A 22155-nucleotide genomic window follows, 5' to 3' on the forward strand; every position below is an offset into this window, starting at 1 on the left:
AATACCACCCTTGTATGTTTGATGTTCTAACGCAGGCCCATGAATCTGGGCCGCGGACAGTGCCTGGTGGGTAGTTTGACTGGGGCGGTCTCCTCCCAAAGAGTAACGGAGGAGCACGAAGGTTGGCTAATCCTGGTCGGACATCAGGAGGTTAGTGCAATGGCATAAGCCAGCTTAACTGCGAGACGGACAGGTCGAGCAGGTACGAAAGTAGGTCATAGTGATCCGGTGGTTCTGAATGGAAGGGCCATCGCTCAACGGATAAAAGGTACTCCGGGGATAACAGGCTGATACCGCCCAAGAGTTCATATCGACGGCGGTGTTTGGCACCTCGATGTCGGCTCATCACATCCTGGGGCTGAAGTCGGTCCCAAGGGTATGGCTGTTCGCCATTTAAAGTGGTACGCGAGCTGGGTTCAGAACGTCGTGAGACAGTTCGGTCCCTATCTGCCGTGGGCGTTGGATGATTGAAGGGAGTTGCTCCTAGTACGAGAGGACCGGAGTGAACGAACCTCTGGTGTTCGGGTTGTCACGCCAGTGGCACTGCCCGGTAGCTAAGTTCGGAATCGATAACCGCTGAAAGCATCTAAGCGGGAAGCGAGCCCTGAGATGAGTCATCCCTGACCCCTTGAGGGTCCTAAAGGGCCGTTGGAGACCACAACGTTGATAGGTGGGGTGTGTAAGCGCGGCGACGTGTTGAGCTAACCCATACTAATTACCCGTGAGGCTTAACCATACAACACCCAAGAAGTGTTCTGGGCCTGTAGCAAGTGCATGAACTACTTACAAATTCAGTGATAGCGAGGCAGCACACTAGCCAAGTCGTTATTCACGTCAGCTTTCCAAGATTGAAGATTTTGCCTGGCGGCAATAGCGCAGTGGAACCACCTGACCCCATGCCGAACTCAGAAGTGAAACGCTGTAGCGCCGATGGTAGTGTGGCATTCGCCATGCGAGAGTAGGACACTGCCAGGCACCCAATTGAAGAAGCCCGCTCATTCGAGCGGGCTTTTTTATTGCCTGAAATTTCTCATCCCCACCATTTTCTGGTGCTAGGCCCCTTCTGCCTCATCGGCACAGAGCAGCGCCATGTTGACAACCCCGTCCTCCAGCTGGATATCGATCTTGAAGCCGAGTCGCCTGGCCAGATTGATCATACCGCGATTGCTGGGCATGGTCATGCCCGACAATTGGCCAATGCCTCGCTCTTTCGCGTAGCGCACAATCTTCTCCATCATCAGTTTGCCGAGCCCCAGCCCCTTCAAATCAGAGCGCACCAGGATGGCAAACTCTGCATCTGACTGATCCGGACTGGCAATGGCTCGAACCACCCCCAGGATCTGCTGGCTGAAAGGACCGTCCTGCCCCACGGCGACGAAGGCCATCTCCCGGTCGTAATCGATCTGGGTCATGCGGGCCAGTTCCTCGTGTCCCAGCTCCCCCACGTCGGCGAAGAAGCGCTTGTACCTGTCCTCATCGGACACCAGCTTTACGAACTGCTTGTGGGCAGGCTCATCCTCGGGGCGGATGGGGCGCAGCAGCACATGACTCTTGTCCTTGAGCCAGGCGCCCTCTTCCAGCTCGGTCGGATAGGGGCGGATAGCGAGCGGCAGCATCTGTTGCCCTCTCTCCATCAGGACGAGACGGGCATCAAGGATCACCATCTCATCGCCACAGGCCTGCAGCGGATGCAGGTCCAGCTCTTGTATCTCGGGGAAGGCCAGCAGCAGCTCGGAGAGCTGGCACAGCACCTGGCCCAGAGCGTCGATATCGAGCCGTATTGGGCTGGCCTGCTCGCGGATCTTGCCGTCCTTGAGGGCTCCGATGATCTGGTAGCGCGCCAGCGCCTGGTTGAGGGGCGGGAGGGCCGCGACCATTTCGTGAGGCTCGGCGCCGGATTCGCCAAGCAGGATGACGGGTCCGAAGACGGGATCCTGCTGCAACCTGATCCGCAGCTCCAGTCCGCCGCTGCGGCGCGCCATACGCTGTACCAGCAGGCCTTCGATACGGGCACCCGGGTCGTGCTGACGTACCCTGTCCAGGATGGCATCCGCCGCCTGAGCCACCTCCGCCGAGGTTCGCAGATTCAGCATGACGCCGTGCACTTCTGACTTGTGAGCGATGTCGGGTGAGCGCAGCTTCACTGCCACCGGGTAACCGATCTGCTCTGCCGTCAGGGCGGCTTCGATAGAATCGGTGACGATCCAGGTCGCCAGAGTGGACAGTCCGGCGGCCTGCATGATGGGTTGGACCAGGTGGGTATCCAGCACCCGCTGCTGGCGATCCAGCGCCTGCTGGAGCAGCTGCTGGCAGCGTTCGACATCGAGCCGGTCCCCGTGCAGGGAGGCCGGGGTTTCCATCAGCTGCTTCTGGTTGCGGCGATATTCCACCATGTGCATGAAGGCGGTGACGGCGCTCTCCGGGGTGCGATAGGTGGGGATCCCCGCCTCGTTGAACAGGCGACGTCCCTCCTGGGCGGAGTATTCCCCCGCCCAGTTGGTGAGGATGTTGAAGCGACGAGCACGGGGATGCTGCCTGATGAAGTCGATCAGGCTGCTGGCGAGGGTCGCACCACGGGCGGTGAGGGAGGGGGCGTGGATCAGCAGGATGGCATCGGCAGCCTCCCCCTGCAGCAGGGCCTCCAGTGCACTCTTGTAGGACTCGATATCGGCATCGCTGCCGATGTCGAGTGGTGCCATCGCCAGCTTGCCGCCGCGCGCCAGCAGCACATCGGCGGCCATGTTGGCCAGACCCCGCCCATTGGAGAGGATGGCGAGCCGCTCTCCCTTGAGGGTCAGGGAGTGGCTCAGGGTCTCGACGGTGGCGAACAGCTCGTGGGTATCCCGGACGCGCAGCATGCCGGCCCGGCGGATGGCGGCATCATAGACGTTGTCGAGGCCATTGGCCGGGTCGTGCCGCCCGCTCTTGAGGACCAGGATGGGCTTGTTGCGCGAGGCGGCGCGGGCGGCGGAGAGAAAGTGCCTCGCATCGTGCAGCTTGTCCATGTAGATCAGAATGGCGCGGGTCGTCCCGTCGCGGGAGAGCTGATCCAGCAGCTGGCCGAAGTCGATGTCGCAGTGATCCCCCAGGGAGATGAAGGCCGAGAAGCCTATCTCGCGCTGCTTGGCCCAGTCGAGGATGGTGGTGCTGACCGCCGCCGACTGGGAGAGAAACGCCACCTGCCCCGGGGTGGCGGCGATGGGGGAGAAGCTGGCATTGATGCCCTGGCCCGGCAGCAGCATGCCCATGCTGTTGGGGCCGAGCAAACGGATACCGTACTGCCGGCACAGCGCTCTGAGCCGTTGGCGCTCGTCACCGGAGAACTGGGCGGCCAGGATGATGGCCGCCCCCGTCCCCTTCTTGCCGAGCTCCTCGATGAGTGGCAGCACCCGTTCGCGCCGGGTGCAGACGATGGCGAGATCCGGGGAGAGGGGGAGACTCTCGACATCAGGATAGGCGAGTACCCCGGCGACGGACTGGCTGTGGGGGGCAACCGGCAGTATGGGGCCCTGGAACTGGCCCGCAAGCAGGTGTCTGATGACCACATGCCCGGCTTTTTGCGGATCGCCGGAGGCTCCGATGACGGCGATAGAGTGGGGTTTGAAGAGCCGATCCAGGCCGCTTTGTTTCATGGGCACTCCTGAGGACGACCCCCGGGTCGAGGGTGACGGATGGTGCCAGTCTAATACGCTTTGCGCGTTCGTTCTGTGACCGGTTGCGGATCACGATCGGGTGAGGGCATTGGCGCGCAGATAAAATCGCAGCTCTCCCTGGATGCATTGCACCGTGGCGAGGTGCCGGTCCTGCAGGTAGATCTCCTGCTCCCGATCGAGTTCATGGCGTTGTATCCCCAGACTCTGCAGATATTCTGCGAACAGGATGGCGCTCCGGATTTCGACAAGATGCTGGCTCATGTGCTATTCCCTGATGATGGCTGTTTGGGCCGGCCAGTCTCCCCCCTTCTCCCCCGCTTTCATACTGATACATTTGACACTTGATAACTGTGTATCGGCAGTCACGACACCCCGTCGCAGGGTCAGCGCGTGCCACCCTGGCCGCGCGCCGTATCCCAGAAGGCGCGGATCAGCGGTTCTTCCAGCCGCTTCTTGAGCACGGCGATGCCGACGTCGAACGGTTTGAGCGCCGGTTTGGGCTCGACGATGCGTACCTTGTCACCCATGGGGCTGTGATCGATCACGGCGGCGGGGACCACGCCGACGCCGAAGCCGAGGGCCACCATGGCGACGATGCCCTCATTGCCCGCCACCTCGGCATAGAGGTTGGGGGCTATCCCCTTGTTGCGAAACCACTGGTCACAGCGCTTTCTGGCCAGCCCCTGCTCGGAGAGGATGAGGGGCAGCCGTTCCCAGTCCGGCTCGCCCTGCTGGAACCACTGGCTCTGCTGGGGGGCATTGCGTGGGGCGATGAAGACCAGCGGCACCTGCTGCAGACTGGCAAATTCCAGCTTGGAGGAGAGGGCATCCGGGCGTGCGGCGATGGCGAGGTCGGCCTCGTCCGCCAGGATCTTGTCCACCGCCAGGGCCGGGTCGCCGGTCTCCAGCTTGATCTCCAGCTGGGGGTAGCGGCGGCGAAAGCGCTCCAGCACCTCGGGCAGCAGGAAGTAGCTGGCGGTGACCGAGCAGAACACCCGCAGCCGCCCCTGCAGCGGTTCGTCGCTGCGCTTGAGTTCCTGCTTGAGCTGGCGCCACTCCTGCAACAGGGCTCCTCCAAACTCTCGCAGCTTCTCCCCCGCCGGGGTGAGCCGTACCGAGCGATTGTCCCGCTCGAACAGCACGCAGCCGGTCTCCTGTTCCAGCCGCTGGATGGCGCGGCTCAGGGTGGAGGGACTGACCGCCATGGCATCGGCGCTTTTGCCGAAGTGGAGGGAGTCGGCGAGGTGGAGAAACAGCTCGAGATTGCGAAGGTCCATCTATCTATTCCTGGGGGCGCACGGCGCCGAGTCGTCAGTACCGCCCGTATCCTGCCCGGGTTGGCACCCGAAATGGGGCTATCCGGGGTGGGAAATGGCGGGGCGTCACATTTCAATTATTGCAACGTACTGTTTCGAATATATCAGTTCAGGCAATAAGTGTCCCGCGCTATAGTGGTTTGGACAACGCCGTTACCCGGCATGGAATCAATCGAACGGAGCAATCACCATGGCTAATTATTTCAACACCCTGAACCTGCGCCAGCAGCTGGCCCAGCTGGGCAAGTGTCGTTTCATGCAGCGCGAAGAGTTCGCGGACGGTTGTGCGGCGCTCAAGGGCAAGAAGGTGGTGATTGTGGGCTGTGGCGCCCAGGGCCTGAACCAGGGCCTGAACATGCGCGACTCCGGGCTGGATATCTCCTACGCCCTGCGCAAGGCCGCCATCACCGAGAAGCGTGCCTCCTGGCAGAAGGCCACCGACAATGGCTTCGTGGTCGGCACTTATGAAGATCTGATCCCGACCGCCGATCTGGTGCTGAACCTGACTCCGGACAAGCAGCACTCCGACGTGGTGAAAACCGTGATGCCGCTGATGAAGCAGGGCGCCGCACTGGGTTACTCCCACGGCTTCAACGTGGTGGAAGAGGGTCAGCAGATCCGCTCCGACATCACCGTCGTCATGGTCGCCCCCAAGTGCCCGGGTACCGAGGTGCGTGAAGAGTACAAGCGCGGCTTCGGTGTACCGACCCTGATCGCCGTGCACCCGGAGAACGATCCCCAGGGCGAGGGCATGGCCATCGCCAAGGCGTGGGCTTCTGCCACCGGCGGCGATCGTGCCGGCGTGCTGGAATCCTCCTTCGTCGCGGAAGTGAAATCCGACCTGATGGGCGAGCAGACCATCCTCTGCGGCATGCTGCAGGCCGGTTCCCTGCTCTGCTACGACAAACTGGTTGCCGAGGGTACAGATCCCGCTTATGCCGGCAAGCTGATCCAGTTCGGCTGGGAGACCATCACCGAGGCCCTGAAGCAGGGCGGCATCAGCCTGATGATGGACCGTCTCTCCAACCCGGCCAAGCTGCGTGCCTTCGAGCTGTCCGAGCAACTGCGCACCCTGATGCGCCCGCTGTTCGAGAAGCACATGGATGACATCATCGCCGGCGAGTTCTCCCGCGGCATGATGGCTGACTGGGCCGAAGACGATGCCAAGCTGTTCGGCTGGCGCGAAGAAACAGGCAAGTCCGCCTTCGAAAATGCCCCTGCCTATGCCGGCAAGATCGCCGAGCAGGAGTACTTCGACAACGGCGTGGTCATGGTGGCCATGGTCAAGGCGGGTGTCGAGCTGGCGTTCGAGACCATGGTGGCCTCCGGCATCTACGAAGAATCCGCCTACTACGAGTCTCTGCACGAGCTGCCGCTGATCGCCAACACCGTTGCCCGCAAGCGTCTGTACGAGATGAACGTGGTCATCTCCGACACTGCGGAGTACGGCAACTACCTGTTCGCCAACGCCGCCGTGCCGCTGCTGCGCGAGCACTTCATGCCGACCCTGCAGGCCGGGGATCTGGGCAGCGCCCGCGCCGAGAGCAAGGCCGTGGACAACCTGGCCCTGCTGGCTGCCAACGAAGCGACCCGCAACCACCCGATCGAGAAGATCGGCCAGACCCTGCGCGGCTACATGAAGGACATGAAGCGCATCGCCGTCGGCGGCTAATCTGGCATGACCCGCAACCATGCCTGGTGCGAGAAGATCGGCCAGACCCTGCGCGGTTACATGAAGGACATGAAGCGTATCGCCGTCGGCGGCTAATCTGGCATGACCCGCAACCATGCCTGGTGCGAGAAGATCGGCCAGACCCTGCGTGGCTACATGAAGGACATGAAGCGCATCGCCGTCGGCGGCTAAGCCTTCGCTGCGCAGCATCAGAAGGGGCGGGGATGACGATTCCCGTTACTGGCCGGCTTAGACACCTGGCCAGTCGTCCGGATGATGCAAGCAGACCGGTTGAAGCCAACAAAAAAGCCCCGCTCATCGAGCGGGGCTTTTGCATTCAGGAGGGCGTGAGCAATCAGGCCTTCCAGGCTTTCCAGGTGTTGATCAGGCCGTTGGTGGAGCCGTCGTGGCTGGTGACCACCTCGTCGTTGCCCAGTTCCGGCAGGATCTTGTTGGCCAGCTGCTTGCCCAGCTCCACACCCCACTGATCGAAGCTGAAGATGTTCCAGATCGCGCCCTGCACGAAGATCTTGTGCTCGTACATGGCGATCAGGGAGCCGAGGGTCTTCGGGGTCAGGCTCTTGAACAGGATGCTGTTGGTCGGGCGGTTGCCTTCGAACACCTTGAACGGCACCAGCTCTTTAACTTGGTCGAGCGTCTTGCCGGCGGCCAGGAACTCGGCCTCCACGGCCTCCTTGCTCTTGCCGAAGGCCAGGGCCTCGGTCTGGGCGAAGAAGTTGGCCAGCAGTTTCGGATGGTGGTCACCGATGGGGTTGTGGCTGATGGCCGGGGCCAGGAAGTCGCAGGGGATCAGCTTGGTGCCCTGGTGGATCAGCTGGTAGAAGGCGTGCTGGCCGTTGGTACCCGGCTCACCCCAGATGATGGGGCCGGTCTGGTAGTCGACTTTGTTGCCGTCGCGGTCCACGTACTTGCCGTTGGACTCCATGTTGCCCTGCTGGAAGTAGGCGGGGAAGCGGTGCATGTACTGGTCGTAGGGCAGGATGGCTTCGGATTCGGCGCCGTAGAAGTTGTTGTACCACAGGCCGATCAGGGCCAGCAGCACGGGCACGTTCTGCTCATAGGCGGCAGTGGCGAAGTGCATGTCCATCTCGAAGGCGCCTTGCAGCAGGGCCTCGAAGTGTTCGAAACCGAGGGAGAGGGCGATGGGCATGCCGATGGCGGACCAGGAGGAGTAGCGGCCGCCGACCCAGTCCCAGAACTCGAACATGTTGGCGGTGTCGATGCCGAACTCGGCCACGGCTTTGCCGTTGGTGGAGAGGGCGGCAAAGTGCTTGGCGACGTGCGCCTTGTCGCCGGCGTGGCCGAGGAACCAGTCGCGGGCGGTCAGGGCGTTGGTCATGGTCTCCTGAGTGGTGAAGGTCTTGGAGGCCACCAGGAAGAGGGTGGTTTCCGGATCGATCTTCTTCAGGGTCTCGGCGATGTGGGTGCCGTCGACGTTGGAGACGAAGTGCATCTCCAGGTGATTCTTGTAGGGGCGCAGGGCCTCGGTGATCATGACGGGGCCCAGATCGGAGCCGCCGATGCCGATGTTGACCACGTGCTGGATCGGTTTGCCTGTATAGCCCTTCCACTCACCGGAGATGACCTTCTCGCAGAAACCCTTCATCTTGGCCAGCACGGCGTTGACTTCCGGCATCACGTCCTTGCCGTCCACCTCGATGGGGCAATCGGAACGGTTGCGCAGGGCGGTGTGCAGCACGGCGCGCCCTTCGGTCATGTTGATCTTGTCGCCGTTGAACATGGCATCGATGGCGCTGCGCAGGTCGGTTTCGTTGGCCAGGTTGACCAGCAGCTTGAGGGTCTCCTCGGTGATCAGGTTCTTGGAGTAGTCGACCAGGATGTCGCCACCGAAGGTGAGGGAGAACTTGTCGAAACGTTGGGGATCCTGTGCGAACAGATCCTTGAGACGGCTCTCCTTGTTAGCTGCAAAATGGGCTTCCAGTGCCTGCCAGGCCTGGGTCCGGGTCGGATTGATGTTTTTCATAGGATTCCTGAAATGCCAAGTTGTGTTTGAACCTTGCAGGCAAGGCTCCCGCCAAACCTTCTTATTCGAGCATTATACCGGGCGCTGCGTTCAGCCCGTGTAACAGAGCTTTACCAATTGTCTGCACCGAAGGAGTTTACAACCAAAACGCGGCGATTATGAGCCACCCGTGGCCGCAGGATCTTGCGTTGGCGCATGCTTGGCCTGGCTTGCACGGGTGAAAGGGTTTTCAGCCCGGGGCCGGAGAGACACTGTGCCCATCCCCTCGAATGACGCCTGGCAATACACCTTTTCGTCGATTTTATGCGCAAACGCAAACTTGCTCCGTCCGGAGCCGGTTATTATCCGACCAGATGGACGATTCTCCCAGGGATGGCCAGGTTATTGGAACGAGGAGATCGACATGAAACGCGTACTGTCCCTGTTTGCCCTGAGCCTGATCGCCACCGGTCTCATCGGCCTGCTGACCCTGGCATTGACGACGGCCGCACCGACGCTCGAGATGCGGGTGCTGGCGGTCATGGGGGCCGTGCTGGGGGGCTATGTGCTGATACAGCCGCTGCTCAACCGGTTGGCCAGACGGCTGGCCTGAGTTCGGCTGAGCACAGTGACGAGGCAAAGGAGGCCGGCCCGGGTGACCGGGGCCCAGAAACGACAATGCCAGCCCGGGGGCTGGCATTGTCGCATTCAGGGGATCAGGCCTGCGTTTTTTGCATGTGCATGACCATCTGAGGGAAGGGGATCTCGATGCCTTCGGCGTCGAAGGTCAGTTTCACCTTCTCGTGGAAGTCGAACCAGACACCCCAGTAGTCGCCGGTCTTGACCCAGGGACGCACCACGATATTGACCGAGGAGTCGGCCAGCGCGGCGACGGCGATGGTAGCGGCCGGATCTTTGAGGATGCGCGGCTCTTCGCTCACCAGGCGCTCGAGGATCTGCTTGGCCTTGCGCAGGTCTGAGTTGTAACCGATGCCGAAGGTCATGTCGACGCGACGGGTATCCATGCGGGAGTAGTTGACTATGGTGCCGTTGAGGATGGCGGAGTTCGGTACCACCACCATCTTGTTGTCACCTGAGGTGAGGGTGGTGGTGAACAGTTGCACCGCCTGAACCACGCCGTTGGTGCCGGCCACTTCGATGAATTCCCCCGCCTTGATGGGGCGGAAGATGATGAGCAGGAAGCCGGCCGCGAAGTTGGAGAGCGACCCCTGCAGTGCCAGGCCGATGGCCAGACCGGCGGCACCTATGATGGCCACGAAGGAGGCGGTTTGCACACCGACCCTGCCCAGGGCGGCGATCACCACGAACACCAGTATGGTGTACTTGAGGATGCTGCCGACGAATTCGGTGATGGTGGTATCGAGCTTGCGGCTCTGCATCACCTTGACGGCACCACCACTGAGCAGGTTGGCGGCGATGTAACCGACCAGCAGGGTGAGCAGGGCAGCGGTGATGTTGACCGCATACTCGATGATCAGCCCCTGGTTGTTGACCAGCCAGGTTTGCGCTTCGGTAATGATCTCGGGTTCCATAGGATATCCTGTTGGTTTGAAGGTGGATGGCGCATGAATCTAACACCTGAACGCGACAGTCTGGGTCGCATCTGGTGCTTATTTCCTGTCATGGCACGCTGTCATAAAAAACAAGGGAGGCCAAGGCCTCCCTGTGTACTCGCCCTTTTCGGGTCAGGTTGTCTCAACTCCGCAACAGTTGACTGCGCATGAATTGCCACTGGTCCTCGACGCCGGCGGTGGGCTTGAGCTTGCACTCGGAGCGGACGTGTTGGTTGATCCGCCCTTCGGTATCAGCTTTGCAGCAGCTGGCTGCGCATGAACTGCCACTGGTCCTCGAAGCCGGCGGTGGGCTTGAGCTTGAACTCGGAACGAACGAATTGGCTTATCCGGCCCTCTGCATAAGCCAGCAGCAGGTTGGCGAGCATGGTCTCGTCGAGCTGGAAGCCCTGGCCTTCCCGCAGGCGCTTCTCCCGCAGCGCCTGCTTGAGCTGGGTCTCCAGCTTGTCGAACAGGACACTGATGCGATCCCGCAGCCGATCGTGCTCCCCCAGCAGGGCGTCGCCGTTGAGGATGCGGGTGATACCCGGGTTGCGTTCGGCGAACACCAGCAGCAGCTGCAGTATGTGGTGGCAGCGGGCCATGGTGTCCTTCTCTTCGGCCATGATCAGGTTGACCCGTGACAGCAGGGAATCCTCGATGAAGTCGATCAGCCCCTCGAACATCCTCGCCTTGCTGGGAAAATGCCGGTAGAGGGCCGCCTCTGACACACCCACCTCGGCCGCCAGGCGAGCCGTGGTGATGCGCTGGCCCGGGCTGGTTTCCAGCATGTGGGCGAGTGCCTGCAGGATCTGATCGCGCCGACTCTGTTTCTGGTTACTGCTTGCCATGGATTCCCCTAAAAAAACAATGGCTTGATTCTGTTATTTGGCACGTGCCCCAAGGGGCCGTGTGGTCTTGTTATTGGCGACCAGAAGAACCAAACCCGCCTTCACCCCGTTCACTCTGATTGAACTCGTCGACCAGCTGGAAGCTGGCCTGAACCACCGGCAGGATCACCAGCTGGGCGATGCGCTCGCCGGGCTGCATGGTGAAGCTGTCGTTGCCGCGATTCCACACCGAGACCATCAGCTGGCCCTGGTAATCGGAATCGATCAGGCCCACCAGGTTGCCCAGTACGATGCCGTGCTTATGGCCGAGGCCGGAGCGGGGCAGGATGGTGGCACACAGACCCGGATCCTGGATGTGGATGGCCAGCCCGGTCGGCACTAGCGTGGTGTCGCCCGGGGCCAGGGTCAGCGGGGCATCCAGCAGGGCGCGCAGATCCATGCCGGCGGAGCCGGGCGTGGCGTAGGCGGGCAGCGGGAAGTCGGTGCCGATGCGGGCATCCAGAATTTTCAGTTCAATTTGTGTCGTCATGAATATTGTTCAATTGGATCGCCGGGCGATCGGGTGGTTCAGCGGGTGCCTGTGGGGCACCCGGCATGTTCAATGGGCCCGGGAGCGGGCTCAAGGTCGATAGTGGCGTGCAATCAGGGCGACAAGATGACGAGCCAGCGTCAGCTTATCGGCCAGGGGCAGCGCGGCTTGACCCCCTTGCCAGAAGACGGTCAGGGCGTTGTCATTGGCATTGAAGCCCTGGCCGGCACGGGACACATCGTTGGCAGCGATCATGTCCAGCCGTTTGCGTCGCAATTTGTCGAGGGCGTATTGTTCCACATCCACGGTTTCGGCGGCAAATCCGACGGTGAAGGGTTTGTCTGACCTGGCTCCCACATCGGCGATGATGTCGGGATTCTTGACCAGGGTCAGGACCATCTGGTCGTTGTCGCCGGTCTTCTTGATCTTCTGGCTGGCCACCTGCTCGGGGCGGTAATCGGCGACGGCGGCGCAGCCGATGAAGAGATCGCACTCGCCAACCCGGCTCATCACCGCCTCATGCATCTGCTGGGCACTCTCCACATCGACCCGCTCCACCCCGGGGGGCGTTGGCAGGCTGACGGGGCCGCTCACCAGGATCACCTCGGCGCCCGCCTCGCGGGCGGCGCGGGCGATGGCATAGCCCATCTTGCCGGAGCTGTGGTTGCTGATGTAGCGCACCGGATCCAGCGCCTCGCGGGTCGGTCCCGCGGTGAGCAGCAGCCTGACGCCTGCCAGCAGGGGCTCGGCGGCGAGCTGCTGGCAGCAGCGCTCTACCAGGTCGAGGGGATCCAGCATACGGCCGGGACCCACGTCGCCGCAGGCCTGGCTGCCGGAGTCCGGCCCCCAGAGCTGGATGCCGCGATTGGCCAGAGTTTGGAGGTTGGCCTGGGTGGCGGCGTTCAGATACATCTGCTGGTTCATGGCCGGCGCCAGGGCAACCGGGGCCGGGGTGGCCAGACAGAGGGTGGTGAGCAGTTCGTCCGCCATGCCGGCGGCCATGCGGGCCATCAGGTTGGCGCTGGCGGGGGCGATCAGCACCAGATCGGCCCATTTGGCCAGCTCGATGTGGCCCATGCCCGCCTCGGCGGCCGGATCCAGCAGGCTGTCCGAGACCGGGTATCCGGAGACGGCCTGCAGGGTCAGCGGCGTGATGAACTCCTTGGCGGAGCGGGTCATCACCACGCGCACCTCGGCCCCCTGATCTTTCAGGCGGCGCACCAGCTCGGCACTCTTGTAGGCGGCGATGCCACCGCTGACACCCAACAGGATACGTTTATCGGCCAATCTCATCTGCTGTATCTCTTCCGGCTCAATCTGACTGGTCGGCTAAGATAGCACAGCCGGTGGGTGGCGACAGAGGCTGACATGGGGGAGTTGTGGTCGGGCTCGCGGGATTCTTTGCTATGTTTTCTCTCAATAGGCAGACAGGGAGAGACAAATGAGCATCAAGGAGTGGCCTGAAGAGGAGCGCCCACGGGAAAAGTTGCTGCGCCGCGGAGCGACGGTGCTCTCCGATGCCGAACTGCTGGCCATCTTCCTGCGCACCGGGGTGAGCGGGTTGAGTGCAGTGGATCTCTCCCGCCAGCTGTTGCGGCAGTTTGGCTCCCTGCGGGCGTTGCTCGGGGCCGAACAGCAGACCTTCTGCGAAGCGCATGGCCTCGGACCGGCCAAGTACGCACAACTGCAGGCCGTGCTGGAGATGGGCAGGCGCCATCTGGCCGAGCAGCTGCAACGGGGGGAGGCGCTCACCTCGCCCGGGCTCACCCGGGCCTATCTGCAGGCCCAGTTGCGGGATCGGCCGCGGGAGGTCTTTGCGCTGCTGCTGCTCGATAACCAGCACAGGGTCATCCAGTTTGTCGAACTTTTTTACGGTACGCTGGACGCTGCGAGCGTCTGGCCCAGGGAAATCGTGCAGATCGCGCTCAAACATAATGCAGCCGCCGTGATTCTGGCGCATAATCACCCATCCGGCGTGGCCGAGCCCAGTCGGGCCGACCGCCAGATCACGGATCGGATCCTGGCCGCCCTGGCCCTGGTCGATATCAGAGTGCTGGATCACCTGGTGATCGGTGACGGCATCACGGTTTCTTTTGCAGAGCGTGGTTGGCTATAGACTGGGCTCTGGCACTGTATTAGTTGATCTTTGATCACGGATGCTGTATAAAATGCCGCCTTCTGTTTGCCCCGCAATCGAAGGCCAGCGGGGCAGATATTTGCTCGAGCAATGAAGTAAGATTTGGAGAGACTGACATGTCTAGAGTATGCCAAGTAACCGGCAAGCGCCCGGCAGTTGGTAACAACCGTTCGCACGCTAACAACGCTACCAAGCGTCGTTTCCTGCCGAACCTGCACACTCACCGTTTCTGGGTTGAGAGTGAAAAACGCTTCGTGAGCCTGCGCGTATCCGCAAAAGGCATGCGTATCATCGACAAGCGCGGCGTTGAAGTGGTTCTGGCTGAACTGCGTGCCAGCGGCGTTAAGGTATAAGGAATTAGATCATGGCTAAAGGTATTCGCGATAAGATTCGCCTGAACTCCAGCGCCGGTACTGGTCACTTCTATACCACTACCAAGAACAAGCGCACCATGCCCGAAAAAATGGAGATCAAGAAATTTGATCCCGTGATTCGTCAGCATGTGATCTACAAAGAAGGCAAAATCAAGTAATTACTTGGTTTTGCTGCAAAAACCCGGCCTTGTGCCGGGTTTTTTTATGGTCGGAATTCAGTACACTGCCGGTTGGAAGGGAGGCTTGCCATGTTTAAATTGAGCCGCAAAGGCTGGAACAACGTGATCATCGTGGGCGTGCTGATCGTCATTACCCTGCTGCACCGGCTCGAGCAGGTGCAGCAGGAAAACAGCGCCCAGCGACCACGCCCCTTGTTGCCGGCGGATGCCGTGGTGTTGACCTGGCAGGGACCGAGCTGGCAGATAGAGCGCATCGGCCAGGGGTGGCGCAGCGGGCCGGATCTGGGGCTCGACAGCGCCCAGCTGGCCGCCCGTATCGACGCGTGGCAGGGCTGGTTGCTGCCGCCGGGGGAGGCCGTGCGCGGCGCGCCGGTCACCCTCAAGATCTGGATCGCCGGCCAGAGCGATCCCGTCGAGGTAGGGCTCTATCAGGACGACGGCAAATTTGGCGCCCTGTTGCCCCCCTCGACCTGGCTCAGTCTGAGTCAGGCGCAATACCGCGATCTGATGCGGCCCACCCCCTAACCACGCCCTGAGCGAGAGGCCCGTCTATGCCTGAATTACCGGAAGTTGAAGTCAGCCGCCAGGGGATCTCGCCCTGGCTCACCGGCATCAAGGTGACCCGCGTGGTGGTGCGGGACGGCCGGCTGCGCTGGCCCGTGCCTGGCGAAATCCAGGAGCTGGTGGATCTCGTCATTCACCGGGTCCGCCGCCGCGCCAAGTACCTGCTGCTGGAGACCGACTTCGGTACCGCCATCCTGCATCTGGGCATGTCAGGCAGCCTGCGGGTACTGGACATCGGCACCCCGGCCGAGAAGCACGATCACGTGGACATCGAGCTGGCCAACGGCAAACTGCTGCGGCTCAACGATCCGCGCCGTTTCGGTGCCCTGCTGTGGACCCGTGAACCGGCCGAGGCGCACGCCCTGCTCGCCAAGCTGGGGCCGGAGCCGCTCACCGACGCCTTCAGCGCCGATTATCTGCGGGAGCGGGCCAAGGGGCGCAGCACCGCCATCAAGCTGTTCCTGATGGACAACCATGTGGTGGTCGGGGTGGGCAACATCTACGCCAACGAGGCGCTCTATGCCGCCGGCATTCACCCCAAGCGGGCGGCGGGCAACATCAGCGCCGAGCGGCTGGGCAACCTGGTGAGCGAGATCAAGAGGGTGCTGACCGAAGCCATTCGGCAGGGGGGCACCACCCTCAAGGATTTCACCAGCGCCGACGGCAAGCCGGGCTATTTCGTCCAGCAGCTGCAGGTCTATGGCCGGGGCGGCCAACCCTGTTTCCACTGCCAGACCCTGTTGAGCGAGGTGAAGATGGGCCAGCGAACCACGGTGTTCTGCTCCCACTGCCAACGTTGAAAGAGGGGTTTTTGAGCCGGAACCGGCCAAGTTGTAAGAGAGTATTTCCGGTCTGTTGAAGCGGCGTCAGCCCATGACTACTATCTCGCCAGTTCAGGCTGCGAGGTAATAAAATGACAGCTAAATCAATAGACTGGGAACATTTATCCCGGCAGGGGCACTATTGTGCCCACGATATGGCCCGCTTCCTATATCCCGAAGACAGCGCCCGCAAGACCTTCAATCGCGGCAAGTTTTTGCTGCGCAGTCTGCTCTACCGTGCGCAGTTGAACCGGGTATTCGAGCTGTTCCAGAGCGCCCCCCTGCGGGCGCTTCCCGCCCACCACCCCGAGCTGCTCGACAAGCCGATGCGCCCCTATCGCTTCGCCTGCTCGACGGTGAACCAGCGGGTCAAGATGGTGGAGGATCACTACCGCCTGCTGCTGGGCCTGTACCCCGAGCTCATCGACCCGCTCTATCTGGGGGAGGGGATAGTGCTGGGCCATTTTCCCGATGGCGGCTGGCGCATCGTGCTGCGTCACGACGGCACCTTCCGCAGGGAGGCGGAGCTGGCGCTCTCCATCGTCAACGCGCGGGGGGAGCGACTCTACAGCTGTGCCTTCTCCCTGGCGGGCAACGAACAGGAGCTGGCCCTGGTGATCGGGTCGGTGCAGGGGCCAGAGCCCTGTGTCGAGCAGCCCCAGGAGCAGGTGCGGGCATTGACCCGGGCGGGTCAGGGTCTGAGACCCAAGTCGCTGGTGGTGATGCTGGTGATGGCGCTGGCCGGGGCCATGGGGGCCCACCGGGTCTGTGCGGTGCGCATGAAGGCCCACATCTTCCAGGCAAGACGGTACAGCAAGAAGAAGAAAGCCTGCCTGCAGGCGGACTACGACGAGCTGTGGCAGGAGTTTGGCGCTCTCGATCAGGACGCCAACTTCGTGCGGCTGCAATCCGTGGTGCGCAAGCCGCTGGAGGAGGTGGCCGCCAAGAAGCGGGCCATGTACCGGCGTCGCTACGAGTGGCTGGACGGGCTGGAGCGGGCGATCCGCCAGCAGTTTGCCCACAGCTAGGCGTGCAGTGCGTTGATGCAACAAGGGCTACCCGCGGGTAGCCCTTGTTCGTTTCGGCCCATCAGGGGAGGGAATTAGCGCTGCTGCTTGGCGGCGATGGCCTGGGCCACCAAGGGATCGACAAACTGGTGAATGTCGCCGCCGTGGAGCGCCACCTCTTTCACCAGGGTGGAGGAGATGAAGGAGTTCTCTTCCGCCGGGGTGAGGAAGACGCTCTCCAGGGTCGGCATCAGGCGGCGGTTCATGTTGGCGAGCTGGAATTCGTACTCGAAGTCGGAGACGGCGCGCAGGCCCCGGATCAGCACGTTGGCCTGCTGCTCCCTGGCAAAATCCACCAGCAGGCCGGAGAAGCCCACCACCTTGACGTTGGGCAGGTGAGCCGTCACCTGCCGGGCCAGCTGGACACGCTCCGTCAGATCGAACAGCGGCCGTTTGCTCGGGCTGTTGGCCACCCCGACCACCACCTCGTCAAACAGCCTGGCGGCCCGGCCTATGAGGTCGGTGTGGCCGTTGGTGATGGGGTCGAAGGTGCCGGGGTAGATTACCTTGTTGGTCATGCTGCTGACTTCCTGAAGCCGGAAAATTGGTCGCATTATAGGGGGTGTTGCGGGTTGGGCGCGACCGCGTTGGCGCGGATTTTTGGCGCGAGCCCCCGCGTCTTGCCCACAAATCGGGGGCCTTCGGTGTCATCGCTTGAGAATCGCCCTGCATCAGGCAAGAATACCCGCATCGCGCATCAAGCTTCCGTCGTGGGTGACTGGGAGCAAAGGGATTTTTTATGAAACGTATTCTGGTAGTCCGCAATGACAAGATTGGTGACTTCATGCTGGCCTGGCCGAGTTTTGCCATGCTCAAGCGTTCCATGGAGTGTCATGTGACTGCCCTGGTTCCCGCCTACACGGCGCCGCTGGCCCGCCTCTGCCCCTGGATCGACGAGATCATCCTGGACCCGGGTGCCCGGGCCGACAAGGAACAGCAACGCGCCCTGCTGGCGCGCATCAAGGCGGCCGCCTTCGATGCCTCCATCTGCCTCTTCTCCAACACCCGCAACGCCAAGCTGGTGTGGAAGGCGCACATTCCCTACCGGTTGGCCCCCGCCACCAAGCTGGCCCAGGTGCTCTACAACCATCGCCTGGTGCAGCGCCGCTCCCGCTCCCAGAAGCCGGAGTACGAATACAACCTGGATCTGGTGCGCCGTTTCCTCGCCGACCAGCATCAGGCGGCAGTGGAGCCGCAGGGCCCCTACCTCGACTTCGACCCCGCCAGCCTGCAACAGGTGCGCGAGCAGGTCGCCACCCGCCTGAAGCTGGATGCCGGCCGCCCCTGGCTGATGGTGCACGCCGGCAGCGGTGGCTCGGCCAACAACCTCTCCATCGAGCAGTATTCACGCCTCATCATCAAGCTCAACCAGGCCTGTCCCGAGCTGCAGTGCGTGCTGACAGCGGGGCCGGGGGAGGAGGGCAAGGCGGAACAGCTGGCGGCCGAGCTGCTGGCCCACGGCGGCAACGGCTGGATCTACCGCTCCGACGAGGGGTTGCCGAAGTTCTGCCAGGTGATGGCTAACGCCGCCCTGTTCGTGGCGGGCAGCACGGGGCCGCTGCACATCGCCGCGGCGCTGGACGTGCCGACCGTCGGCTTCTTCCCGGCGCACCGCTCGGCGACGCCCCTGCGCTGGCGCCCGCTCAACGGTGAAGGACGCCACCTGGCGTTCAGCCCGCCGGAAGACAGCGATCACCCGGAAGACATGAGCCAGCTCGATCCCAAGGCCATGGCGGCGGCGATCGCCCGCTGGGCGCCGCCGTTCTGGCAGGAAAAAATCGAGCAATAAAAACAGGGCCCGCGATGGGCCCTGTTTCGTGATACGGATGATCTGGCGGGTTACTTGCCCGCCTGGTCCGGTGTCTGGGGCTGCTGGCGGATCCAGAGGTCGGCGTACTTCACGAAGGTGGAGTGGGCCGACAGTATGGCCAGCAGGAGGCCCTGCTTGCCGTCGAGGAAGCCGGCCTTGAGCAGGTACATCTTGAGGAAGCAACCGACGGCGTGCACCAGTCCCTGGCCCAGAGAGCCCTTCTTGCCGCGGGCGGTACGCTGATCGGCCCAGGCTCTGGCATAGCCGGCGGACTTCACCAGATAGTGTTCCAGATCCCGGTAGGTGAAGTGGAGCAGGTCACCGTGCAGGTTGACGATCTGCATGTTGGCGCGCACTTCCACCTTCTCGTGCACGAGCGCCTCGTTGTAGCCGGTCAGCGCCTTGGGATAGAGGCGCAGCACCCGATCCGGATACCAGCCGCTGTGGCGGATGAAGCGGCCGAATACCCAGGAGAGGCGCGGGATGGAGTAGATGGTGTCCTGGCCCGGGTTGGCCATGACGTCGGCGATGGCGCTTCGCAGCGCCGGGGTGAGCCGCTCGTCCGCATCCAGCCAGAGCACCCATTCCGACTGGACATGGGACTGGGCCAGACGGCGCTGGCGGCCGAAGCCGGGCCAGGCGGTGTTGACGAAGAAGCGGGCGCCGAATTCGGCGGCGATGGCGGGGGTGTCATCCTGACTGCCGGAGTCGAGGATGACGATTTCGTCCACCAGGTCCTCGAGAGAGGCGAGGCAGGCACGCAGGTTGTCGGCTTCATTCTTGACGATCAGGACGGCCGCCAGGGTCGGTTTTTTCACAGGCGAGGGACTCTTGTTGGCACCCGGCGGGCGGGTCATGCTCGGATTGGCGCCCATTCTAGCCTAAAACCTTGCCCGGGGCATGGGCTCGCTGCCAGCTTTGTCCCGGTTCCCCGGCCCGCAGGAAGGGGTGGCGGCAGGCATTCGCCTGACGCGAGGTCGCTGACCGACCCATCTGCCACGTGGTGGCACGGCCGCAGGGGCATGCGATCCCGGATATGAGGCCCCTTTGCAGGGCTGGCGGGGATCTTCTGTTATTTCTTCGGCCTTTCTTGGGGCATAATCTCGCCCAGTAACGATCAACAGCCGGGCCAGTCCCGAGAGAAGACGCGCGATGAAGATATTGGTGATCGGCCCCTCCTGGGTCGGCGACATGGTGATGTCCCAGAGCCTCTACAAGGCGCTCAAGAGCAACCACCCCGGCAGCGAGCTGCATGTGATGGCACCGGCCTGGTGCGTGGCCCTGCTGGAGCGCATGCCCGAGGTGGACAAGGCCATCCCCATGCCGCTCGGCCATGGCGACTTCAAGCTGGGGGAACGCCGCCGGCTCGGCAAGCAGCTGGCCGCAGAGAAGTACGATCAGGCCATCATTCAGCCCAACTCCATGAAGTCGGCGCTCATCCCCTGGTTTGCCCGGATCCCGGTGCGTACCGGCTGGAAGGGGGAGCATCGCTTCGGCCTGCTCAACGACATGCGCAGCAACAAGAAGGCCTTCCCGCTGATGGTGGAAGGGTATCTGGCGCTGGCCTACCCCAAGGGGCAGATGAAGAGCCGGGCCGACATTCCCGCGATTCCCCATCCCTCCCTGCACGTGGACCTCGTCAACCAGGGCAAGGCGCTGGATCGGCTCGGTCTGAATCGCGCCCGCCCCGTGCTGGTGCTCTGCCCGGGGGCCGAGTTCGGTCCGGCCAAGCGCTGGCCCGAGGGGCACTACGCCGTGGTGGCGCAGAAGCACCTCGACGAGGGCTGGCAGGTGTGGATCTTCGGCTCCGGCAAGGATGCGGCGGTGGCGAACACCATCCGCGAGCGCATCAACCCCCTGTCGCGCCCCAACTGCCACGTGCTGGCGGGCAAGACCAGCCTGCACGAGGCGATCGATCTGATGGCGCTGGCTGGCCGGGTCATCGCCAACGACTCGGGCTTGATGCACGTGGCGGCCGCCCTCAACCGGCCGCTGATCGGTGTCTATGGATCCACCTCGCCCCTCTACACGCCGCCGCTGGCGGACAGGGTCGAGATCGTCCACACCGACATCGAGTGCCGCCCCTGCTTCAAGCGCACCTGCAAGTTCGGCCACCTCAAATGCCTGATCGAGCTGATGCCCGAGCAGGTCATCGAGGCTGGCAACCGGCTGGAGCGGGGGGAGTCGGCGGATCTGCTCATCGCGCGCCAGCCGGTGGCTGGGACGGGTGAAGAGAGCGCAGGCCAATAAGATGATCTACCGGCTGCTCTACAACCTGTTGATCCATCTGGGCTTGCCCCTGGCACTGCTGGCGCTCTACAGACCGAAGAAGGGCAAGCCCGGCTTCGGGACGCGCTGGGCCGAACACCTGGGGCGGGTGCCCGCCACGGGGCAGGAGGCCCCGCTGTGGATCCATGCGGTGAGCGTGGGGGAGACCCTGGCCATCACCCCCTTCATTCGCGCCCTCAAGGCCGAGCTGCCCGAGCTGCCCATCCTGCTCACCACCACCACCCGTACCGGTGCCGAGCAGGCGGCCAAGCTAGGGGATCTGGTGGTGCACCGCTACGCGCCCCTCGACTATCCCTGGGCCGTCTCGGCGTTTCTGAATACCTTCAAGCCCCGTGCCCTCTGGGTGATGGAGACCGAGCTGTGGCCGAACTGGCTGGCGGCCTGCGAGGCGCGCCACCTGCCGGTGACCATCCTGAATGCCCGCCTCTCTGAGCGCTCCTGCCAGCGCTATGCCCGTTTCCAGGGGGCCTTCGATGCCCTGAGCCGGCCTCTGACCCACCTGCTGTGTCAGCATCAGGACGACGCGGATCGCTTCCATCGCCTGGGGATAGACCGCAGCCGGCTGGCGGTGACCGGCTCCATCAAGTTCGACATCCAGTCCGGCGACGAGGTGCAGGCCAGGGGGCGTGCCCTGCGCCAGCAGCTTGGAGAGGCCCGGCCTGCCTGGATCGCCGCCAGCACCCATCAGGGAGAGGACGAGCAGGTGCTGGCCGCCTTCGATAGGGTGCTCAAGGTCCATCCCTCCGCCCTGCTGATCCTGGTGCCCCGCCATCCCGAGCGCTTCGATCGGGTGGCCGAGCTGTGCGCCCCCTATGGCTGCGTGCGGCGCACGGCGGGCAGTGCGGTTGGCGAGAGCGACAAGATCTACCTGGGCGATACCATGGGGGAGCTTCCACTGATGCTGGCGGCGGCGGATCTGGCCTTCGTCGGCGGCAGTCTGGTGAAGATCGGCGGCCACAACCTGCTGGAGCCGGCAGCGCTCGGCAAGCCCTGCCTGACTGGCCCTGCCTACTTCAACTTCAGCGACATCACCCGCCAGCTGGTGGCCCAGGGGGGCGCCGCCGTGGTGGCGGATGCCGATGACCTTGGCGAAGCGGTGAGCCGGCTGCTCGGCGATGCCGGCGCTCGCCGGGAGATGGGTGAGCAGGCTCGCGCCGTGGTGCTGCGCAACCAGGGGGCGCTGGCCCGCACCCTGTCCCACTGCCTCGCCAGCCTGGAGAACGACTGAGCGGGCGGCCCGCCTCTCTGCCGCAGCCTGGCTCTGGGGCACACCCCCTGAGCAATCCACCGGAGACAATCCGGCCCTCTTTCCTTTATGCTCTGCCCTCTGTCTTCACC

The 22155-nt window shown here is 63.1% G+C and carries 21 protein-coding genes and 2 rRNA genes (1 of these 23 cut by a window edge); 13 read left to right on the forward strand and 10 right to left on the reverse strand.

Translation table 11 applies throughout. The annotated features are described in order from the left end of the window. Both I6L45_RS06895 and rrf read left to right on the forward strand, forming a co-directional pair. Positions 1–736, forward strand: a 23S ribosomal RNA gene (locus I6L45_RS06895); it begins 2153 nt to the left of the window's first position. A gap of 124 nt (positions 737–860) precedes the next feature. After that, a 5S ribosomal RNA gene (gene rrf, locus I6L45_RS06900) occupies positions 861–975 on the forward strand. 77 nt (positions 976–1052) lie between these two features. Here rrf and I6L45_RS06905 read toward each other — a convergent pair. The 3 genes from I6L45_RS06905 to ilvY form a co-directional block, all read right to left on the reverse strand. Further along, positions 1053–3632: a bifunctional acetate--CoA ligase family protein/GNAT family N-acetyltransferase gene (locus I6L45_RS06905; protein ID WP_216983791.1), complete on the reverse strand. Its 2580-nt coding sequence runs from the start codon at positions 3630–3632 to the stop codon at positions 1053–1055. 90 nt (positions 3633–3722) lie between these two features. Next, complete coding sequence (locus I6L45_RS06910) at positions 3723–3914, reverse strand: hypothetical protein (RefSeq protein ID WP_216983792.1); 192 nt, start codon at positions 3912–3914, stop codon at positions 3723–3725. Between the two features lie 122 nt (positions 3915–4036). Next, positions 4037–4930, reverse strand: coding sequence for an HTH-type transcriptional activator IlvY (gene ilvY / locus I6L45_RS06915; RefSeq protein ID WP_134694199.1), 894 nt, complete (start codon positions 4928–4930; stop codon positions 4037–4039). 229 nt (positions 4931–5159) lie between these two features. Between ilvY and ilvC the strand changes: the two genes are divergently transcribed. Beyond that, complete coding sequence (gene ilvC / locus I6L45_RS06920) at positions 5160–6641, forward strand: ketol-acid reductoisomerase (RefSeq protein ID WP_043764265.1); 1482 nt, start codon at positions 5160–5162, stop codon at positions 6639–6641. A 355-nt stretch (positions 6642–6996) separates the two neighbouring features. On the opposite strand, the gene pgi is transcribed toward ilvC, so the two are convergent. Then, complete coding sequence (pgi, locus tag I6L45_RS06925) at positions 6997–8646, reverse strand: glucose-6-phosphate isomerase (protein WP_216983793.1); 1650 nt, start codon at positions 8644–8646, stop codon at positions 6997–6999. A gap of 403 nt (positions 8647–9049) precedes the next feature. Between pgi and I6L45_RS06930 the strand changes: the two genes are divergently transcribed. Beyond that, positions 9050–9238 (forward strand): holin, encoded by a 189-nt coding sequence (locus I6L45_RS06930; RefSeq protein ID WP_210549652.1) that lies wholly within the window; start codon positions 9050–9052, stop codon positions 9236–9238. 103 nt (positions 9239–9341) lie between these two features. Here the strand turns inward: I6L45_RS06930 and I6L45_RS06935 are convergent, their stop codons facing one another. From I6L45_RS06935 to coaBC, 4 genes are all read right to left on the reverse strand, one after another. Beyond that, positions 9342–10178, reverse strand: coding sequence for a mechanosensitive ion channel domain-containing protein (locus I6L45_RS06935; RefSeq protein WP_134694203.1), 837 nt, complete (start codon positions 10176–10178; stop codon positions 9342–9344). Positions 10179–10450: 272 nt separating this feature from the next. Continuing rightward, entirely contained in the window at positions 10451–11047 is a 597-nt protein-coding gene (gene slmA, locus I6L45_RS06940; RefSeq protein WP_043764131.1) for a nucleoid occlusion factor SlmA, read from the reverse strand. 70 nt (positions 11048–11117) lie between these two features. Then, on the reverse strand, positions 11118–11576 hold the full coding sequence (gene dut, locus I6L45_RS06945) for a dUTP diphosphatase (RefSeq protein WP_010676116.1): 459 nt from the start codon (positions 11574–11576) through the stop codon (positions 11118–11120). A 90-nt stretch (positions 11577–11666) separates the two neighbouring features. Further along, positions 11667–12869, reverse strand: coding sequence for a bifunctional phosphopantothenoylcysteine decarboxylase/phosphopantothenate--cysteine ligase CoaBC (gene coaBC, locus I6L45_RS06950; protein WP_216983794.1), 1203 nt, complete (start codon positions 12867–12869; stop codon positions 11667–11669). Positions 12870–13017: 148 nt separating this feature from the next. On the opposite strand from coaBC, the gene radC reads away from it, so the two are divergent. From radC to I6L45_RS06980, 6 genes are all read left to right on the forward strand, one after another. Beyond that, positions 13018–13692: a DNA repair protein RadC gene (gene radC, locus I6L45_RS06955; RefSeq protein WP_216983795.1), complete on the forward strand. Its 675-nt coding sequence runs from the start codon at positions 13018–13020 to the stop codon at positions 13690–13692. 137 nt (positions 13693–13829) lie between these two features. After that, positions 13830–14066 (forward strand): 50S ribosomal protein L28, encoded by a 237-nt coding sequence (gene rpmB / locus I6L45_RS06960; protein WP_005307492.1) that lies wholly within the window; start codon positions 13830–13832, stop codon positions 14064–14066. An 11-nt stretch (positions 14067–14077) separates the two neighbouring features. Continuing rightward, complete coding sequence (gene rpmG / locus I6L45_RS06965; RefSeq protein WP_005323752.1) at positions 14078–14245, forward strand: 50S ribosomal protein L33; 168 nt, start codon at positions 14078–14080, stop codon at positions 14243–14245. A 90-nt stretch (positions 14246–14335) separates the two neighbouring features. Then, entirely contained in the window at positions 14336–14791 is a 456-nt protein-coding gene (locus tag I6L45_RS06970) for a hypothetical protein (protein WP_216983796.1), read from the forward strand. 26 nt (positions 14792–14817) lie between these two features. Then, the gene (gene mutM, locus I6L45_RS06975; protein WP_134694207.1) at positions 14818–15630 is read left to right on the forward strand and encodes a bifunctional DNA-formamidopyrimidine glycosylase/DNA-(apurinic or apyrimidinic site) lyase; all 813 of its coding nucleotides are present in this window, start codon (positions 14818–14820) and stop codon (positions 15628–15630) included. A 176-nt stretch (positions 15631–15806) separates the two neighbouring features. Next, positions 15807–16679 carry a VirK/YbjX family protein gene (locus tag I6L45_RS06980; RefSeq protein ID WP_216983797.1) on the forward strand — a complete coding sequence of 291 codons (873 nt, stop codon included), beginning with the start codon at positions 15807–15809 and terminating at the stop codon, positions 16677–16679. Between the two features lie 74 nt (positions 16680–16753). On the opposite strand, the gene coaD is transcribed toward I6L45_RS06980, so the two are convergent. Continuing rightward, on the reverse strand, positions 16754–17236 hold the full coding sequence (gene coaD / locus I6L45_RS06985) for a pantetheine-phosphate adenylyltransferase (protein ID WP_216983798.1): 483 nt from the start codon (positions 17234–17236) through the stop codon (positions 16754–16756). 221 nt (positions 17237–17457) lie between these two features. Between coaD and I6L45_RS06990 the strand changes: the two genes are divergently transcribed. Next, positions 17458–18507 (forward strand): glycosyltransferase family 9 protein, encoded by a 1050-nt coding sequence (locus I6L45_RS06990; protein WP_216983799.1) that lies wholly within the window; start codon positions 17458–17460, stop codon positions 18505–18507. A 50-nt stretch (positions 18508–18557) separates the two neighbouring features. Here the strand turns inward: I6L45_RS06990 and I6L45_RS06995 are convergent, their stop codons facing one another. After that, positions 18558–19346, reverse strand: coding sequence for a glycosyltransferase family 2 protein (locus I6L45_RS06995; protein ID WP_216983800.1), 789 nt, complete (start codon positions 19344–19346; stop codon positions 18558–18560). Between the two features lie 334 nt (positions 19347–19680). On the opposite strand from I6L45_RS06995, the gene waaF reads away from it, so the two are divergent. Both waaF and waaA read left to right on the forward strand, forming a co-directional pair. After that, a complete protein-coding gene (gene waaF / locus I6L45_RS07000; RefSeq protein WP_216983801.1) occupies positions 19681–20778 on the forward strand; it encodes a lipopolysaccharide heptosyltransferase II in 1098 nt (365 codons plus the stop codon). Position 20779: 1 nt separating this feature from the next. Further along, a complete protein-coding gene (gene waaA, locus I6L45_RS07005) occupies positions 20780–22045 on the forward strand; it encodes a lipid IV(A) 3-deoxy-D-manno-octulosonic acid transferase (RefSeq protein ID WP_216983802.1) in 1266 nt (421 codons plus the stop codon). Positions 22046–22155: the final 110 nt, after the last annotated feature.

The organism is Aeromonas sp. FDAARGOS 1415 (genome assembly GCF_019048365.1).
In the GTDB taxonomy this organism is placed as follows: Bacteria; Pseudomonadota; Gammaproteobacteria; order Enterobacterales; family Aeromonadaceae; genus Aeromonas; species Aeromonas taiwanensis.

What these genes read in the sequence shown, in the direction of transcription:
- I6L45_RS06980 (WP_216983797.1), top strand. Translation starts at nt 15,807, where the DNA reads ATGGCCCGCTTCCTATATCCCGAAGACAGCGCCCGCAAGACCTTCAAT.
- waaA (WP_216983802.1), top strand. Translation starts at nt 20,780, where the DNA reads ATGATCTACCGGCTGCTCTACAACCTGTTGATCCATCTGGGCTTGCCC.
- radC (WP_216983795.1), top strand. Translation starts at nt 13,018, where the DNA reads ATGAGCATCAAGGAGTGGCCTGAAGAGGAGCGCCCACGGGAAAAGTTG.
- I6L45_RS06930 (WP_210549652.1), top strand. Translation starts at nt 9,050, where the DNA reads ATGAAACGCGTACTGTCCCTGTTTGCCCTGAGCCTGATCGCCACCGGT.
- I6L45_RS06990 (WP_216983799.1), top strand. Translation starts at nt 17,458, where the DNA reads ATGAAACGTATTCTGGTAGTCCGCAATGACAAGATTGGTGACTTCATG.
- slmA (WP_043764131.1), bottom strand. Translation starts at nt 11,047, where the DNA reads ATGGCAAGCAGTAACCAGAAACAGAGTCGGCGCGATCAGATCCTGCAG.
- ilvC (WP_043764265.1), top strand. Translation starts at nt 5,160, where the DNA reads ATGGCTAATTATTTCAACACCCTGAACCTGCGCCAGCAGCTGGCCCAG.
- dut (WP_010676116.1), bottom strand. Translation starts at nt 11,576, where the DNA reads ATGACGACACAAATTGAACTGAAAATTCTGGATGCCCGCATCGGCACC.
- I6L45_RS06905 (WP_216983791.1), bottom strand. Translation starts at nt 3,632, where the DNA reads ATGAAACAAAGCGGCCTGGATCGGCTCTTCAAACCCCACTCTATCGCC.
- waaF (WP_216983801.1), top strand. Translation starts at nt 19,681, where the DNA reads ATGAAGATATTGGTGATCGGCCCCTCCTGGGTCGGCGACATGGTGATG.
- rpmG (WP_005323752.1), top strand. Translation starts at nt 14,078, where the DNA reads ATGGCTAAAGGTATTCGCGATAAGATTCGCCTGAACTCCAGCGCCGGT.
- ilvY (WP_134694199.1), bottom strand. Translation starts at nt 4,930, where the DNA reads ATGGACCTTCGCAATCTCGAGCTGTTTCTCCACCTCGCCGACTCCCTC.
- rpmB (WP_005307492.1), top strand. Translation starts at nt 13,830, where the DNA reads ATGTCTAGAGTATGCCAAGTAACCGGCAAGCGCCCGGCAGTTGGTAAC.
- coaBC (WP_216983794.1), bottom strand. Translation starts at nt 12,869, where the DNA reads ATGAGATTGGCCGATAAACGTATCCTGTTGGGTGTCAGCGGTGGCATC.
- coaD (WP_216983798.1), bottom strand. Translation starts at nt 17,236, where the DNA reads ATGACCAACAAGGTAATCTACCCCGGCACCTTCGACCCCATCACCAAC.
- I6L45_RS06910 (WP_216983792.1), bottom strand. Translation starts at nt 3,914, where the DNA reads ATGAGCCAGCATCTTGTCGAAATCCGGAGCGCCATCCTGTTCGCAGAA.
- mutM (WP_134694207.1), top strand. Translation starts at nt 14,818, where the DNA reads ATGCCTGAATTACCGGAAGTTGAAGTCAGCCGCCAGGGGATCTCGCCC.
- pgi (WP_216983793.1), bottom strand. Translation starts at nt 8,646, where the DNA reads ATGAAAAACATCAATCCGACCCGGACCCAGGCCTGGCAGGCACTGGAA.
- I6L45_RS06935 (WP_134694203.1), bottom strand. Translation starts at nt 10,178, where the DNA reads ATGGAACCCGAGATCATTACCGAAGCGCAAACCTGGCTGGTCAACAAC.
- I6L45_RS06970 (WP_216983796.1), top strand. Translation starts at nt 14,336, where the DNA reads ATGTTTAAATTGAGCCGCAAAGGCTGGAACAACGTGATCATCGTGGGC.